The organism is Pseudomonas bubulae, assembly GCF_900618535.1.
Lineage (GTDB): Bacteria > Pseudomonadota > Gammaproteobacteria > Pseudomonadales > Pseudomonadaceae > Aquipseudomonas > Aquipseudomonas bubulae.
This window is the reverse complement of record NZ_UYJA01000004.1, coordinates 66591-82241: the sequence shown is the minus strand read 5'-3', so window position 1 is coordinate 82241 and position 15651 is coordinate 66591. Positions and strand designations below refer to the sequence as shown.

Here is a 15651-nt window from a genome sequence, read left to right as displayed (position 1 = left end):
TGCGATAAGGTCCGCAGGACCTTCGCTTTCAATACCGAAGCCGGGGCCGCTTCGCTGCCCATCGCAGCCTGCGCCAGCGGCTACAAGGGAGTATAGTCAGCATGTCATTCGATCTACGCTCCCGGCTGGCCGCACGCCGCGCCGATAACCTGTATCGCCAGCGCCCGCTGCTAGAAAGCCCGCAAGGGCCGCAGGTGGTGGTCGATGGCAAGCCTCTGCTCGCCTTCTGCAATAACGACTACCTGGGCCTGGCCAGTCACCCGCAAGTGATTGAAGCCTGGCAAGCGGGAGCATCGCGCTGGGGCGTAGGCGGCGGTGCGTCGCATCTGGTCATCGGTCACAGCACCCCGCACCACGCACTGGAGGAGACCCTGGCCGAGTTCACCGGTCGCCCGCGTGCGCTGCTGTTCAGTAACGGATACATGGCCAACATGGGTGCCGTCACCGCGTTGGTCGGGCAAGGCGATACGGTGCTGGAAGACCGCCTCAACCATGCCTCCCTGCTGGATGCCGGTTTGTTGAGCGGGGCGCGCTTCAACCGCTACCTGCATAACGATGCAAGTAGCCTTGCCAAGCGTCTGGAAAAAGCCAGCGGCAGTACGCTGGTGGTCACCGATGGCGTATTCAGCATGGACGGCGATCTGGCCGACCTCCCCGCTCTGGCCCGTGAAACCAGGGCCAAGGGTGCCTGGTTGATGGTAGACGATGCCCACGGTTTTGGTCCATTGGGCGCCAATGGCGGCGGGATTGCCGAACATTTTGGCCTGAGTGCTGACGATGTGCCGGTACTGGTCGGAACGCTGGGCAAGGCATTTGGCACCAGCGGTGCATTTGTCGCAGGTAGCGAAGAACTGATCGAAAGCCTGATCCAGTTCGCCCGACCTTACATCTACACCACCAGCCAGCCTCCGGCGCTGGCCTGTGCGACGCTCAAAAGCCTTGAGCTGCTGCGCACCGAGCATTGGCGCCGTGAGCATCTGAACAAGTTGATAGCTCAGTTTCGCCTTGGTGCCGAGCAAATTGGCCTGCAGTTGATGGACAGCTTTACGCCGATCCAGCCGATCATGATCGGTGACAGTGGCCAAGCCCTTCGCCTGTCGCAGAGGCTGCGCGAGCGCGGCTTGCTGGTGACTGCAATCCGCCCGCCCACTGTCCCCGCAGGCAGCGCCCGTTTGCGCGTGACACTGTCGGCCGCCCACACAGAAGCACAGGTACAGCTATTGTTAACGGCACTCGACGACTGTTGGCGTACGTTGGAGCCTGCTCATGCGTGATCGTTTGATTCTGCTGCCGGGCTGGGGCCTGGGGGTTTCACCTCTGGAGCCTCTGGCCGAGGCCTTGCGCGGGCTGGACGAGCACTTGCGGGTCGAAATCGAACCGTTACCGGTGCTGCTGTCCACCGCTCTTGACGACTGGCTCGATGAACTCGACGCGACCCTGCCCGACAACGTCTGGCTGGGTGGATGGTCGCTGGGCGGGATGCTTGCCAGCGAGCTGGCTGCGCGTCGCGGCGATCGCTGCTGCGGGCTGGTTACCTTGGCCAGCAACCCGAGCTTTGTCAGTCGCGCGGATTGGCCAGGCGCCATGCCTGTCTCCACGTTCGAGCCGTTCCTGAGCGGTTTTGGTGATGCGCCGAATACCACGCTCAAACGTTTTTGCCTGCTGTGCAGCCAGGGCTCGGAGGAGCCGCGGGCGCTTGCCAGCCTGCTGCTGGCCGGCGCACCCAATGCTCAGCCCGATGCCTTGTCGGCCGGCCTTGAATTGCTCGGCAGGCTGGATACGCGGGCAGCCTTGCAGCGTTTCAACGGGCCGCAATTGCACCTGTTCGCGGGGCTTGATGCGCTGGTTCCGGAGCAGGCGGCAAGTGATGTGCTGGCGCTGTTACCCGATGTCGAAGTGGGTCTGATTGAACAGGCCTGTCATGCATTTTTACTGGAAGCCCCGCACGAACTGGCGGCGGCGATTCAGGCTTTTTTACACGAGTCGGGCGATGAATGATTTGAGTATTGCGATGCTTGCGGCCAGCTTGCCGAACAAGCGTCAAGTGGCTGTCTCGTTTTCCCGTGCGGCCGCCAGTTACGACAGCGTCGCCCAATTGCAGCGTGACGTTGGCCATGAGCTGATGGCCCGTTTACCGCAGGATTTGAGCCCGCAGCGCTGGCTGGATCTGGGCAGTGGCACAGGTTATTTCAGCCGCGTGCTGGGTCAGCGCTTTACCCATAGTCAGGGGGTGGCACTGGATATCGCCCAAGGCATGCTGGCGTATGCCCGGCCTTTGGGCGGGGCACAGCATTTTATCGCTGGCGATGCCGAAAGCCTGCCGCTGCAAGCAAACAGTTGTGATCTGATTTTCTCCAGCCTGGCGCTGCAATGGTGTGCTGATTTTCGCGCGGTGCTGAATGAGGCCCAGCGTGTGCTCAAACCCGGTGGGGTCCTGGCCTTCACCAGTTTGTGCGTGGGCACCTTGAATGAGCTGCGTGATAGCTGGCGGGCAGTCGACGGCCAGGCTCACGTCAATCGTTTTCGTGAGTTCACGGCCTATCAGCAGCTTTGCGCCGACAGCGGTCTGCAGGTGCTCGGCTTGCAGAATCAGCCGCATGTGCTGCACTACCCGCAAGTACGCCAGCTGACCCATGAGCTAAAAGCGCTCGGTGCACATAATCTCAACCCGGGACGTCCTGAGGGGCTGACCGGCAGGGCGCGGGTTCAGGGGCTGGTTGGCGCCTACGAGCAGTTTCGTCAGCCGCTGGGGTTACCGGCGACTTATCAGGTGGTCTACGGCATTCTGGAGAAAGCGCGATGAGCCCAGCGTACTTCATCACCGGTACGGACACAGATGTAGGCAAAACCACGGTGGCGGCAGGTTTTCTGTATGCCGCGCGCACGGCCGGGCTGAGTACGGCCGCGGGCAAGCCGGTTGCCTCGGGTTGTGAAGTCACTCCCCAGGGATTGCGCAATGCTGACGCACTGGCATTGATGGCCGAGAGCTCGATCAAGTTGAGTTATGACGAGGTCAACCCGGTGGCGTTCGAGCCGGCCATCGCCCCGCATATCGCAGCGCGTGAAGCCGGGGTGGTACTGACGGTGCGCTCGCTGCTGGAGCCGATGCAGCACATTCTGGGTCAAAAGGCCGACTTCACCCTGATTGAAGGCGCCGGCGGCTGGCGCGTGCCGTTATCCGGTCAGGACAGTTTGTCGGAGTTGGCACAGGCGCTGGACCTGCCGGTAATCCTGGTGGTGGGCGTGCGTCTGGGCTGTATCAGCCATGCACTGTTGACCGCCGAGGCGATTGCCCGTGATGGCCTGCAGCTGGCTGGCTGGGTCGCCAATATCATTGGCCCGAAAACCTCACGCCTGGAAGAAAACCTCGCCACCCTGGCGGAGCGATTGCCCGCGCCTTGCCTTGGGCGTGTGCCTAAACTCAAATCAGCGTCGGCGCAGTCCGTGGCTGAATACCTGCAACTGGATTTGCTGGACTGATACACCGCTTGAATCTGTGGGAGCGGGCTTGCTCGCGATGGCCTCGCCTCGGTCTGCCTGACTGTCCGAACCGGCTGTATCGCGAGCAAGCCCACCCCAAAAATATCCCCTCCCTTGATCAGACAAATCCGACCCAAGACGAACGGCGGCTTCGCGCTGCTTGACAATAAATAGGCGTAAACGTATGTTTCAAACACCTGTTTGACCGCCATAACAAATCCACGCGGTTGTTCATCCCCGGTTTCATCAGCAGAGGTTTATCGCTATGCCTGACTACAAGGCCCCCTTGCGTGATATTCGCTTCGTTCGTGACGAACTGCTCGGTTACGAAGCGCACTATCAGAGCCTGCCGGCTTGCCAGGACGCCACTCCAGATATGGTTGACGCCATTCTTGAAGAAGGCGCCAAGTTTTGTGAGCAGGTGCTGGCACCTCTGAACCGCGTGGGTGACATCGAAGGCTGCACCTGGAGCGAAACCGGGGTTAAAACCCCTACAGGCTTCAAAGAAGCCTACAAACAATTCGTTGAAGGCGGCTGGCCGAGCCTGGCTCACGACGTAGAGCACGGTGGTCAAGGCCTGCCGGAATCGCTGGGCCTGGCCGTGAGCGAAATGGTCGGTGCAGCCAACTGGTCGTGGGGCATGTACCCTGGCCTGTCCCATGGTGCGATGAACACCATCTCCGAGCACGGCACCCCCGAGCAGCAAGAGACCTACCTGACCAAGCTGGTGACCGGCGAATGGACCGGCACCATGTGCCTGACCGAATCGCACTGCGGTACTGACCTGGGCCTGCTGCGCACCAAGGCTGAACCTCAGGCTGACGGTTCCTACAAGATTTCCGGCACCAAGATCTTTATCTCGGCCGGTGAACACGATATGGCCGATAACATCGTGCACATCGTACTGGCTCGCCTGCCGGATGCACCGGCTGGCACCAAAGGCATTTCGCTGTTTATCGTGCCCAAGTTCAACGCCAACGCCGATGGCAGCATCGGTGAGCGCAACGCCGTGTCCTGTGGCTCGCTTGAGCACAAAATGGGCATTCACGGTAACGCCACCTGCGTGATGAACTTCGACGGCGCCACCGGCTACCTGATCGGCCCGCCGAACAAAGGCCTGAACTGCATGTTCACCTTTATGAACACCGCACGTCTGGGCACCGCGCTGCAAGGCCTGTCCCACGCTGAAATCGCCTTCCAGGGCGGCCTGAAATACGCTCGTGACCGTCTGCAGATGCGTTCGTTGACCGGCCCGAAGGCGCCTGAAAAGGCGGCTGACCCGATCATCGTTCACCCGGACGTACGTCGCATGCTGTTGACCACCAAGGCATTCGCCGAAGGCAACCGTGCGATGGTGTACTTCACCGCCAAGCAAGTCGACATCGTCAAATACGGCGTTGATGAAGAAGAGAAGAAGAAAGCTGACGCACTGCTGGCCTTCATGACACCGATCGCCAAAGCCTTTATGACTGAAGTCGGTTTTGAGTCCGCCAACCACGGCGTGCAAATCTACGGCGGCCACGGCTTTATCGCCGAGTGGGGCATGGAGCAGAACGTTCGCGACAGCCGCATTTCGATGCTGTACGAAGGCACCACCGGCATCCAGGCACTCGACCTGCTGGGCCGTAAAGTGCTGATGACCCAGGGCGAGGCGCTCAAGGGCTTCACCAAGATCGTGCACAAGTTCTGCCAGAGCAACGAAGGCAACGACGTACTCAACGAGTTCGTCACGCCACTGGCTGCGCTGAACAAGGAATGGGGCGAGCTGACCATGAAGGTCGGTATGGCCGCGATGAAAGACCGTGAAGAAGTGGGTGCGGCCTCGGTCGACTACCTGATGTACTCCGGTTATGCCTGCCTGGCTTACTTCTGGGCTGACATGGCGCGCCTGGCAGCTGAAAAGCTGGCGGCCGGCACGTCCGAAGAAGCGTTCTATAAAGCCAAGCTGCAAACGGCCCGCTTCTACTTCCAGCGCATCCTGCCGCGTACCCGCGCGCACGTTGCCACCATGCTGTCGGGCGCTGCCAACCTGATGGACATGAAAGAAGAAGACTTCGACCTGGGCTACTAAGCCTCGGCGGGTCATCTTGCAAAGCCGCTTCTCCTTTTGGGGAGGCGGCTTTTTTAGTTTTGGTGCGCCTTAACTTTCTGTGGGAGCGAGCCTGCTCGCGAAAGCCCTCGCGAGCAGGCTCGCTCCCACATCAGATATGCTCTCGACCAAAACATATACATTAGTCACAGCATGACCCTATGTATCGCTATCGTCGTTAAGCTAGACTGGGTCCTACATTAATAATCGCCGTTTACAGATTACGAGGTTTGCCATGGCTGACTACAAAGCGCCCCTGCGCGATATGCGCTTCGTCCTCAATGAAGTCTTTGAGGTCGCCAAGCTCTGGGCGCAATTGCCTGCGTTGGCAGAGACCGTAGATGCTGAAACGGTTGAAGCCATTCTCGAAGAAGCGGGTAAGGTCACCGCGAAAAGCATCGCGCCGCTGAGCCGCAGTGGTGATGAGGAAGGCTGCCACTGGGACAATGGTGCAGTGACCACCCCGGCCGGTTTTGTCGATGCCTATCGCACCTGCGCCGAAGGCGGTTGGGTGGGTGTGGGCGGCGACCCGCAGTTCGGCGGCATGGGCATGCCCAAGGCTGTGTCGGCCCAGGTCGAAGAGATGATCAACTCCTCCAGCCTGTCGTTCGGCCTGTACCCGATGTTGACCGCCGGCGCCTGTGTGTCGATCAACGCGCACGCCAGCGAAGCATTGAAAACGACCTATTTGCCGAATATGTACTCGGGTGTGTGGGCGGGTTCCATGTGTTTGACCGAGCCCCATGCGGGTACTGATCTGGGGATTATTCGGACAAAAGCCGAGCCTCAGGTGGATGGTTCCTACAAAGTCAGCGGCACCAAGATTTTCATCACCGGTGGTGAGCACGACCTGACCGAAAACATTATCCATCTGGTACTGGCCAAATTGCCGGACGCGCCTGCGGGGCCTAAAGGCATCTCGCTGTTTCTGGTGCCCAAGTTCATGGTCAATGCCGATGGCAGCCTGGGTGAGCGCAACCCGGTGACCTGCGGCTCTATCGAGCACAAGATGGGTATTCAGGCTTCGGCCACCTGTGTGATGAACTTCGATGAAGCTGTCGGCTACCTGGTGGGAGAGCCCAACCGTGGCTTGGCCGCCATGTTCACCATGATGAACTATGAGCGTCTGGGCGTTGGCATCCAGGGCCTGGCTTCGGGTGAGCGTTCGTATCAGAACGCCGTGGAATATGCCCGCGATCGCTTGCAGGGACGCGCTGCAACAGGCGCAGTGGCCAAGGATAAAGTGGCGGACCCGATCATCGTTCACGCCGACGTCCGACGCATGCTGCTGACCATGAAGGCCTCGAACGAAGGCGGTCGGGCCTTCTCTACTTATGTTGCCAACCAGCTGGATATCGCCAAGTTCAGTGAAGACCCGGCAGCGCGTGAGCGCGCCGATGGCCTGGTGGCTTTGCTGACCCCGGTGGCCAAGGCCTTCCTGACTGATCTGGGCCTGGAAACCACCGTGCATGGCCAACAGGTGTTCGGCGGCCACGGCTATATTCGCGAGTGGGGCCAGGAGCAGTTGGTGCGTGATGTGCGCATCACGCAAATCTACGAAGGCACCAACGGTATCCAGGCGCTGGATCTGGTGGGGCGCAAGATCGTTGGCAACCACGGGGCTTACTACCGCCAGTTTGCTGATGAAATCCGTCAGTTCATCGCCACCGCCAACAGCGACCTGAACGAGTTTACCCAGCCACTGGCGGCGGCTTTGGACACACTTGACCAGTTGACAGCCTGGGTACTGGACCGTTCGCAAAACAACCCGAACGAGATCGGCGCAGCCTCCGTTGAGTACCTGCAGGTTTTTGGTTACACAACGTATGCGTACATGTGGGCGTTGATGGCCAGGGCCGCGTTGGGTAAAGAGGCCGATGAAGCCTTCTATGCCAGCAAGCTGGGCACGGCACGCTTCTATTTCGCCCGTTTGCTGCCGCGTATCCACTCGCTGAGCGCGTCGGTCAAGGCGGGTAGCGAGTCGCTTTACCTGCTGGACGAAGCACACTTTTAACCTGTTTAGTGTTTTGTAAGCATTTGCTTACATTACATGCTGACAATCTCCCATATCGGCAGATTGGATCCAGGGGTAATCTACTTTCCATGGACGTAGAGCAGGAAGCTCAAAGCAACAACACGGACACGTAGGATTCTGCCAGGATGGCGGAGTGAAAAGGATGTCAGGGAAACAGTCTGCAAAACCCCGCCTCGGCGGGGTTTTCTTTTTTGTGCGTCAGAATTTTCTCGATTTCCCAGTTCCTGTGGGAGCGGGCTCGCTCGCGATCGCATCACCACGGTCTTCCTGGAGCACCGAGTCGCCTGAATCGCGAGCAAGCCCGCTCCCACAAGGTGGCCAGCTACAGCGCCCCTTCATCGCCCTGCATCACATCTTCAAGCAACGTGCGCAGCAGTCCCAAAGTGGCTTGCTGGCGTTGCACATCGCGACACACCAGCCCCACTTGCAGCGGTACCCGTGGCTCGCTCAGCGGCTTCCACAGCAGCGCCTTGTCGTCGTGTTGATGACGCGAGCGCCCTGGCAAGACAGTGGCCAGCTTGCTATGGGGCAGGCTGTCGAGGATCCCCGCCATGGTGTTGAGCTCGGCCTGCACCTGCGGGCGACGGCCCAGATTGGCAAGCTGGGCTTGCCAGATCTGGCGCACCTGAAACTCTTCCCCCAGCAGCAACATCGGCAGCTCTGCCGCCTGGCTCAAGGACACTTTCTTGAATTCGCGCAACGGATGATCCGCCGGGATCACCAGTTGCAGTTCGTCTTCGTAAAGCATCATGGCGTGCAGCCCAGGCTGGCGTGGCGGCAGGTAACTGATGCCAATGTCGAGTGAACCATTCAGCAGGCGCCGTTCGATCTCTATGCCCGTGAGCTCGTAGATCTGTACCACCAAATGGGGTTGGGCCTGACGTACACGCTCCAGCATCTGCGGCACCAGGCTGGTATGCACAGTTTGCAATACACCGATGGCAATGGTGCGCAGGGCCTGGCCCTGAAAGTTGTGCAGAGCCTCTTTGGCTCGCTGCAATCCGTCGAGCAAGGGCAGCGCGTGGTTGTACAGCGTGTGTGCTGCCAAAGTAGGCAGCAGGCGCTTGCTGCTGCGCTCGAACAGGCTCACATCAAGGTTGTGTTCGAGCTGACGGATCTGCTGGGAGAGGGCTGGCTGCGAGATGCAAAGCCGCTCGGCGGCACGGCCCACATGGCCTTCTTCATAGACCGCGACGAAATAACGCAGTTGCTTGAAATCCATAAGTAATACTTATCGAAAATGCTTAAAAAACGAAATGGCTCAACGGCCTGCCGGCGCCTAGTCTACGCCCATTCCACAAGGCTCATCGAGCCAGAGATGCTGATAGGCAACGGCGTTTTACATAGGCAGGACAATAAACCCGAGCAGAGGTTTACCTTTCCCATGAAGCGTCGGCGGTTGCAAATCGAATCTGTTTATGGTCACAAGGTCCGCGTGCATGAACCTGTTTAACCTGCGTCGCCATTCCCCCAGCCTCGAAGAAATGGCCGCGCACTCTGCGCCATCCAAAGCTGGCAACCACCCGTCCCGAGACTGCCTGATGCCCTGCGTTGAGCGTGAAGCCCAAGTGTTTGTGCGCGGCCAGGGCTCATGGATGTGGGACAGCGACAGCCGTGCGTATCTGGATTTTACCCAGGGCAGTGCGGCCAACAGCCTGGGCCACAGCCCGGCGGTGCTGGTCAAGGCAATGACCGAGCAGGCGCAATCATTGCTAAACCCGGGTGCAGGTTTTTTAAACCGCGGGATGTTGAACCTGGCGCAGCGCTTGTGTGAAAGCACCGGTAGTGATCAGGTGCATTTGCTCAACACCGGCGCTGAGGCCAATGAAGGTGCGATCAAGCTGGCACGCAAATGGGGCCAGCTGCATCGCGGTGGCGCCCATCGGATCATCACGGCCAGCCGCAGCTGCCACGGTCGCAGCTTTGGCGCGATGTCGGCTTCGGGCGGCGCTTCTGTGGATAACCGCTTCGAGCCACAGTTGCCGGGCTTTATCAATGTACCGTTCAACGATTTGCCGGCGCTGCATGCGGCAGTCGATGCGCAGACCGTGGCCATCATGCTGGAGCCGGTACAAAGCGAAGCCGGGGTGATTCCTGCGACTGAGCACTACCTCAAGGGTGTTGAGCGCTTGTGTCGCGAGCTGGGCATTTTGCTGATCCTGGATGAAGTGCAGACCGGCGTGGGGCGTTGCGGCACCTTGCTGGCAGAACAGAATTACGCCATTCGCGCCGACATCATTACGTTAGGCAAGGGCCTGGGCGGCGGTGTACCAGTGGCCGCATTGCTGGCTCGGGGCAAGGCCTGTTGCCTGGAGCCCGGCGAGCTGGGCGGTACCCATCATGGCAATGCCTTGATGAGCGCAGCGGGGTTGGCGGTGCTGGATACCGTGCTGGACAAGGGCTTTCTGCAGCAGGTTCGCGACGCGGGGCAACACCTGCGCGAGGGTTTGGGCCGGTTGGCGAATAGTTATGCACAGGGCGAATTGCGCGGCCAGGGTCTGCTTTGGGGTCTGACCTTGTCGGATAACTCGGCAGACGCTGTGGTCAAGGCGGCGTTGTATGAGGGCTTGCTGATCAGCGCCCCGCAGCCCGACTGCCTGCGTTTTACCCCGGCCCTGTGTGTGAGCAAGGGCAATATCGATGAAATGCTGCTGCGTCTGGCCCGGGCGTTTTCCCGGGTTCGAACGGCGCAATTGCAGTGCCGTCGCGGGGTTGCCGTCTGATTGCAGCCGTTACACAGAATTTAAAGAACCGTCTCGCGGTATAACGCATCGCCCCGTGCCTGATTTCTTCGGTACGGGGCGTTTTTTTTTGTCTGTGGATAAGTTCAGTCTGAACCTTTGGCTTGCGCCTGGAGTCGATTAGAAGCAGCGCCATTTCTGGCCCGCCACTATCAGGGAGCTGCGCATATGGATCTTATTAAAATCATCTTTGCCATTCTGCTTCCACCGCTGGGTGTGTTTATGCAGGTGGGTTTTGCCGGTGCGTTCTGGCTGAATATTCTGCTGACCCTGTGCGGCTATATCCCGGGCATCGTGCATGCGGTGTGGATTATCGCCAAGCGGTAAACAGGCAGCGACTACAGTTATGTATCGGCCTGCATCACCTGGCTATAAAACAACCATTCCTGTTCCAGTGCATGGGCCTGGTTACTGGCCTTGCGAAAGCCGTGGCGTTCGTCCGGGTAGTAATGAGCCTGGGCCGGGATGCCGTTGTATTGCAGGGCCTGGAGCATGTCGCGGGTTTGTTGCGGCACCACTACAGCGTCCAGCTCACCCTGGAAGAAAATAACCGGCACGCTGATCTGGTTGGCGTACAGCAACGGAGTGCGCGCTGCATAGCGTTCAGCGTCGCGCTCCGGATCGCCAATCAGCCAGTCAAGGTAGTCACCTTCAAACTTGTGGGTGGACCGCGTCAGCGCAATCGGGTCGCTGACCCCGTACAGGCTGGCACCCGCCCGGAACACTTTATGGAATGCCAGCGCGCACAAGGTGGTGTAACCCCCCGCGCTGCCGCCACGAATAAACGCACGGCGGGGAGCAATCAGATCTTGTTCGGTGAGATAACTGACCACCGCGCAGGCATCTTCGACATCCACCACGCCCCAATTCAAATGCAAGGCTTGACGATACTCACGGCCATAGCCGGTGCTGCCGCGATAGTTGAGGTCAGCCACGGCAAAGCCGCGCTGGGTCCAGTATTGAATGCGCGGGTCGAGCATCGGGTAACAGGCCGAAGTCGGACCGCCGTGGATAAATACCAGCAGGGGCGGTTTTTTTTCGCCGTTCATAGCCGGGTAGAAAAAACCGTGGGCATGGCCCGTTCCAGAGGGATAACGCAGAGTTCTCGGGCGGCTGATACGTTCGGGGGGCAGCGGTGCAATGCCACCTGCCAGTACCTCCACCTTATGCTCGGCACGGCAGATACGGATCACGGCTGAAGGGCGTATCGGCGATGCTGCGATGCAGTAGATAAATGCCTCATCCAATGCCAGGCTGCGAAAATGGCTGTAGTCACCGGTGAAGTCTTCGAGGTTGCCGTCAGCTGTGCGGATGCCCAGTCGCCCGAAGCCGTCCTCGGTCCAACTGGCCAGATAGGCCTGCTCTCCCAGCGGCACAAAGGTGCTGGTGCCCAGTTGCCAAGGGGCCGGGGCGTGATCGGCGCGCGCGCTGGGCGCGGGTACCAGGCCTTCGCCAGACTCGGCCCAGGGCTGCCAGAAACCTGCGCGGTCGGTCAGGCAATGGAGCCGGTTATGTTCGTCGAAACGCGGCTGTTGCAGCGATTCCTCATCAAGATCACCGGCCAGGCACTGCGCGGTGTTCCAGCGCCCGGCGGTTTGGCCATCGGCCAGCATCAAACGGGTAGAGGTCCACGGTTGGTGTGGGCGGCTCCATTCGACCCAGGCCAGGCGCTGGCCGTCAGGGCTCAGCGCCGGTGCGCCGTAGAAGTCGGCACCTTCAGCCAGGATCTGACGTTCAAGGGTGCCCAGGTCGATGCTGACCAGTCGGTGTTGGTCGCCGGTTTCTTCGACTGCCAGCACCTGCCCGCCGGCAAACTGCACGCCGCCGTAGCGGCATTCACCCTGGGTCAGTGCCTGCGGGGCGCTACCTTCCAGAGGTTGCAGATACAGCTGCTGATCGGTTTCGTTGACGAACACCACGGCGTTATCGCTCAGGCAAAACCCGCCACCGCCGTACTCATAGACCCGGCTGCGTGCGCTGAAACCGGCGGGCGTCAGGCAGTGGGCCTGGCCATCGCGCCAGTGCCAGATGCGCGAGGCCGCATCCTGTGGACGATATTCGTTCCAGAACAGGCCTTGAGGGCCGACTCGCAATTCTGCGAAATCAACCCCGGCGGCTACGGCGAGTGCGGCGCTGAAGGGCTCAGCTTTTGGCGATAAGACGTGAGTTTCGTTCATTTCGGAAGGCCAATTGTTCGATGGTCTGGGTGGCGTGCTCGGCTTCTTCGCGCGCCTTGAGAATCAGGTTGTGTTGGGGCGATTTGCTGCACACCGGGTCCGCATTGCTGGCGTCCCCGGTGAGCATAAAGGCCTGGCAACGGCAGCCGCCGAAGTCCTTTTCTTTCTCGTCGCACGAGCGGCAGGGCTCGGGCATCCAGTCATAACCACGAAAACGGTTGAAGCCAAACGAGTCGTACCAGATGTGCTGCATGCTGTGGTCACGCACATTGGGGAACTCGACCGGCATTTGTCGGGCACCATGACACGGCAGGGCCGTGCCGTCAGGTGTAACGGTCAAAAAGATGCTGCCCCAGCCGTTCATGCAGGCTTTTGGGCGTTCTTCGTAATAGTCCGGCGTCACGAAGATCAGCTTGCAGGGGTGACCCTCTGCTTCCAGTTTGGCCCGGTATTCGTTGGTGATGCGCTCAGCCCGTACCAGTTGCTCCTTGGTCGGTAGCAGGCCGACACGGTTGAGCTGGGCCCAGCCGTAGAACTGACAGGTGGCCAGCTCAACAAAGTCGGCTTCAAGGGCGATGCACAGCTCGATGATGCGGTCGATTTTGTCGATGTTGTGCCGATGGGTGACGAAGTTCAGCACCATCGGATAGCCGTGGGCCTTGACTGCCCTGGCCATTTCGAGCTTTTGCGCGAAGGCCTTTTTCGAGCCGGCCAGCAGGTTGTTGACCTGCTCGTCGCTGGCCTGGAAGCTGATCTGGATATGGTCCAGCCCGGCTTTTTTGAAGTCGCTGATCTTTTGCTCGGTCAGGCCGATGCCCGAGGTGATCAAGTTGGTATAGAAACCCAGCTTGCGCGCTTCGCCAATCAACTCGGCCAGATCCTGGCGCACCAATGGCTCGCCACCGGAGAACCCCAGTTGCGCTGCACCCATCTCCCGCGCCTCGCGAAACACCTTGATCCACTGTTCGGTGCTCAGTTCTTTGCCCTGCTGGGCGAAGTCCAGCGGGTTGGAGCAATACGGACATTGTAACGGGCAGCGGTAGGTCAATTCAGCCAGCAGCCACAGCGGCAGGCCGACTTCAGGCTTGGGCGGGATACGGCTGTCAGGCAAGTTCGATCCAGTGCTCTGCACGAGCGACCTCCATAAATTGCTCGATATCTGCGCCGAGCTCGGGTACGCCGGGGAACTGTTTGTCCAGTTCGCCAATAATGGCCGCGACGTCGCGCTGGCCGTCGATCAGGCCGCCGATCAGGGCCGCGCTGTCATTGAGCTTGATCATGCCTTCGGGGTACAGCAACACATGGCCTTTTTGCGCGGGCTCGTACTGGTAACGATAGCCGGTGCGCCAGGTCGGGATTTTGCTGCGATCAAAGCTCATAGGGTGATTCCTTTGTGCCAGACACGTTGGCTGGTCACGCTGTGATAGGGCGGGCGGTCCAGCTCGTAGGCCATGGTCATGGCATCGAGCATGCTCCACAGGATATCGAGTTTGAACTGCAGGATTTCCAGCATGCGCTGCTGGCCTTCATAAGTAGTGTAGTGCTGCAGGGTGATTGCCAGCCCGTGCTCCACGTCGCGTCGGGCCTGGCCCAACCGGGTGCGGAAGTATTCGTAGCCGGCGGGGTCGATCCACGGGTAATGCTGGGGCCAGCTGTCGAGGCGCGACTGATGGATTTGCGGCGCAAACATTTCGGTCAGCGAGCTGCTGGCGGCTTCTTCCCATGTAGCGCGGCGGGCGAAGTTGACGTAGGCATCCACGGCAAAACGAACGCCGGGCAGGACCAGCTCTTGAGAGCGCAGTTGATCCGGGTCCAGGCCAACCGCTTGACCGAGGCGCAGCCAGGCTTCGATGCCGCCGTCTTCACCGGGCGCGCCGTCGTGGTCGATCATGCGTTGAATCCACTCGCGGCGCACTTCACGGTCAGGGCAGTTGGCCAGGATCGCGGCATCCTTAAGCGGGATATTGACCTGGTAGTAGTAACGGTTGGCGACCCAGCCCTGGATCTGCTCGCGGGTCGCGCGGCCTTCGTACATTGCCACCTGATAGGGGTGGTAGATGTGGTAATACGCGCCTTTGGCCCGCAGGGCGGCCTCGAATTCGGCGGTAGAGAGTGGGGCTTGGGTCATCTGGTGCCTCCAAAAAAATGTGATGCCTTTTTAGCAGCTGCCGAAGGCAGCCTCGTTCCTTCGGCAGCGGCTACAGATTCAGCTTTTACAATTCGATGCTCATGCCATCAAAGGCCACTTCAACCCCCCGGCGTACCAGTTCGGCACGCTCGGCGGAGTCTTCGTCGAGAATCGGGTTGGTGTTGTTGATGTGGATAAGCACTTTGCGCTGCTCGGGCAGTTGCTCAAGCACTTCGAGCATGCCACCGGGGCCGTTTTGCGCCAGATGGCCCATTTCCCGGCCGGTACGGGTGCCTACGCCGCGGCGCTGCATTTCGTCGTCGTCCCACATGGTGCCATCCACCAGCAGGCAGTCACTGCCCGCCATGATTTCCAGCAACGGCGCGTCAACCTTGCCCAGGCCTGGGGCATAGAACAATTTACCGCCCGTGCGCAGGTCTTCAACGATCAGGCCGATATTGTCGCCCGGGTGCGGGTCGAAGCGATGCGGCGAATACGGCGGCGCGGCACTGCGCAGGGGCAGCGGGCTGAAACGCAGGTTGGGGCAGGCCGGGATGGTGAACGAACCTTCCAGCTCGATGCGGTTCCAGTTCAGGCCACCATTCCAGTGCTTGAGCATGGTGAACAGCGGGAAACCGGTGCTCAGGTCTTCGTGGACCATGTCAGTGCACCAGACTTCGTGGGGGCAGCCTTCGCGCAGGCTCAGCAGGCCGGTGGTGTGGTCGATCTGGCTGTCCATCAGAATGATGGCGCTGATCCCGGTATCACGCAGGGCACGGCCCGGTTGCATCGGGGCGAAGTCCTGGAGTTGCGCGCGAATGTCGGGCGAGGTGTTGCACAGCACCCAGTTCACGCCGTCGTCGGAGATCGCAATCGACGATTGGGTACGTGCCTTGGCGTTTAACGAACCATCACGAAAACCCGCGCAGTTGACGCAGTTGCAGTTCCACTGCGGGAAACCACCGCCAGCGGCGGAACCTAGAATCTGGACAAACATGGCG

The 15651-nt window shown here is 60.1% G+C and carries 14 protein-coding genes; 8 read left to right on the top strand and 6 right to left on the bottom strand.

The window, feature by feature from the left end; all coding sequences use genetic code 11:
• The first annotated feature begins 101 nt into the window (after positions 1–101).
• From bioF to PPTH39_RS14820, 6 genes are all read left to right on the top strand, one after another.
• On the top strand, positions 102–1274 hold the full coding sequence (gene bioF / locus PPTH39_RS14845; protein WP_130872141.1) for an 8-amino-7-oxononanoate synthase: 1173 nt from the start codon (positions 102–104) through the stop codon (positions 1272–1274).
• Positions 1267–1998: an alpha/beta fold hydrolase gene (locus PPTH39_RS14840; RefSeq protein ID WP_130872140.1), complete on the top strand. Its 732-nt coding sequence runs from the start codon at positions 1267–1269 to the stop codon at positions 1996–1998. The genes bioF and PPTH39_RS14840 overlap by 8 nt, the downstream gene beginning before the upstream one ends.
• The gene (gene bioC / locus PPTH39_RS14835) at positions 1991–2803 is read left to right on the top strand and encodes a malonyl-ACP O-methyltransferase BioC (protein WP_095019487.1); all 813 of its coding nucleotides are present in this window, start codon (positions 1991–1993) and stop codon (positions 2801–2803) included. The genes PPTH39_RS14840 and bioC overlap by 8 nt, the downstream gene beginning before the upstream one ends.
• Positions 2800–3480, top strand: coding sequence for a dethiobiotin synthase (bioD, locus tag PPTH39_RS14830; protein WP_094999912.1), 681 nt, complete (start codon positions 2800–2802; stop codon positions 3478–3480). Before bioC ends, bioD begins: the two co-directional genes overlap by 4 nt.
• 265 nt (positions 3481–3745) lie before the next feature.
• Positions 3746–5551: a phenylacyl-CoA dehydrogenase gene (locus PPTH39_RS14825; RefSeq protein ID WP_094999913.1), complete on the top strand. Its 1806-nt coding sequence runs from the start codon at positions 3746–3748 to the stop codon at positions 5549–5551.
• 253 nt (positions 5552–5804) lie between these two features.
• Entirely contained in the window at positions 5805–7583 is a 1779-nt protein-coding gene (locus PPTH39_RS14820) for an acyl-CoA dehydrogenase C-terminal domain-containing protein (protein WP_130872139.1), read from the top strand.
• Between the two features lie 343 nt (positions 7584–7926).
• Here the strand turns inward: PPTH39_RS14820 and PPTH39_RS14815 are convergent, their stop codons facing one another.
• Positions 7927–8826, bottom strand: coding sequence for a LysR family transcriptional regulator (locus tag PPTH39_RS14815; RefSeq protein ID WP_094999915.1), 900 nt, complete (start codon positions 8824–8826; stop codon positions 7927–7929).
• A 217-nt stretch (positions 8827–9043) separates the two neighbouring features.
• On the opposite strand from PPTH39_RS14815, the gene PPTH39_RS14810 reads away from it, so the two are divergent.
• On the top strand, positions 9044–10327 hold the full coding sequence (locus PPTH39_RS14810; RefSeq protein WP_095019489.1) for an aspartate aminotransferase family protein: 1284 nt from the start codon (positions 9044–9046) through the stop codon (positions 10325–10327).
• Between the two features lie 186 nt (positions 10328–10513).
• Positions 10514–10672 carry a YqaE/Pmp3 family membrane protein gene (locus PPTH39_RS14805; RefSeq protein WP_004419451.1) on the top strand — a complete coding sequence of 53 codons (159 nt, stop codon included), beginning with the start codon at positions 10514–10516 and terminating at the stop codon, positions 10670–10672.
• Positions 10673–10689: 17 nt separating this feature from the next.
• Here PPTH39_RS14805 and PPTH39_RS14800 read toward each other — a convergent pair whose 3' ends face one another.
• From PPTH39_RS14800 to pqqB, 5 genes are all read right to left on the bottom strand, one after another.
• Positions 10690–12522 (bottom strand): S9 family peptidase, encoded by a 1833-nt coding sequence (locus PPTH39_RS14800; RefSeq protein WP_130872138.1) that lies wholly within the window; start codon positions 12520–12522, stop codon positions 10690–10692.
• The gene (gene pqqE, locus PPTH39_RS14795; protein WP_153327691.1) at positions 12488–13633 is read right to left on the bottom strand and encodes a pyrroloquinoline quinone biosynthesis protein PqqE; all 1146 of its coding nucleotides are present in this window, start codon (positions 13631–13633) and stop codon (positions 12488–12490) included. The genes PPTH39_RS14800 and pqqE overlap by 35 nt, the downstream gene beginning before the upstream one ends.
• Positions 13626–13901, bottom strand: coding sequence for a pyrroloquinoline quinone biosynthesis peptide chaperone PqqD (gene pqqD / locus PPTH39_RS14790; protein WP_094999919.1), 276 nt, complete (start codon positions 13899–13901; stop codon positions 13626–13628). Before pqqD ends, pqqE begins: the two co-directional genes overlap by 8 nt.
• Positions 13898–14650, bottom strand: coding sequence for a pyrroloquinoline-quinone synthase PqqC (gene pqqC, locus PPTH39_RS14785; protein WP_016782463.1), 753 nt, complete (start codon positions 14648–14650; stop codon positions 13898–13900). The genes pqqD and pqqC overlap by 4 nt, the downstream gene beginning before the upstream one ends.
• Before the next feature lie 85 nt (positions 14651–14735).
• Positions 14736–15647 (bottom strand): pyrroloquinoline quinone biosynthesis protein PqqB, encoded by a 912-nt coding sequence (gene pqqB / locus PPTH39_RS14780; protein ID WP_048361138.1) that lies wholly within the window; start codon positions 15645–15647, stop codon positions 14736–14738.
• Between the last annotated feature and the right edge of the window lie 4 nt (positions 15648–15651).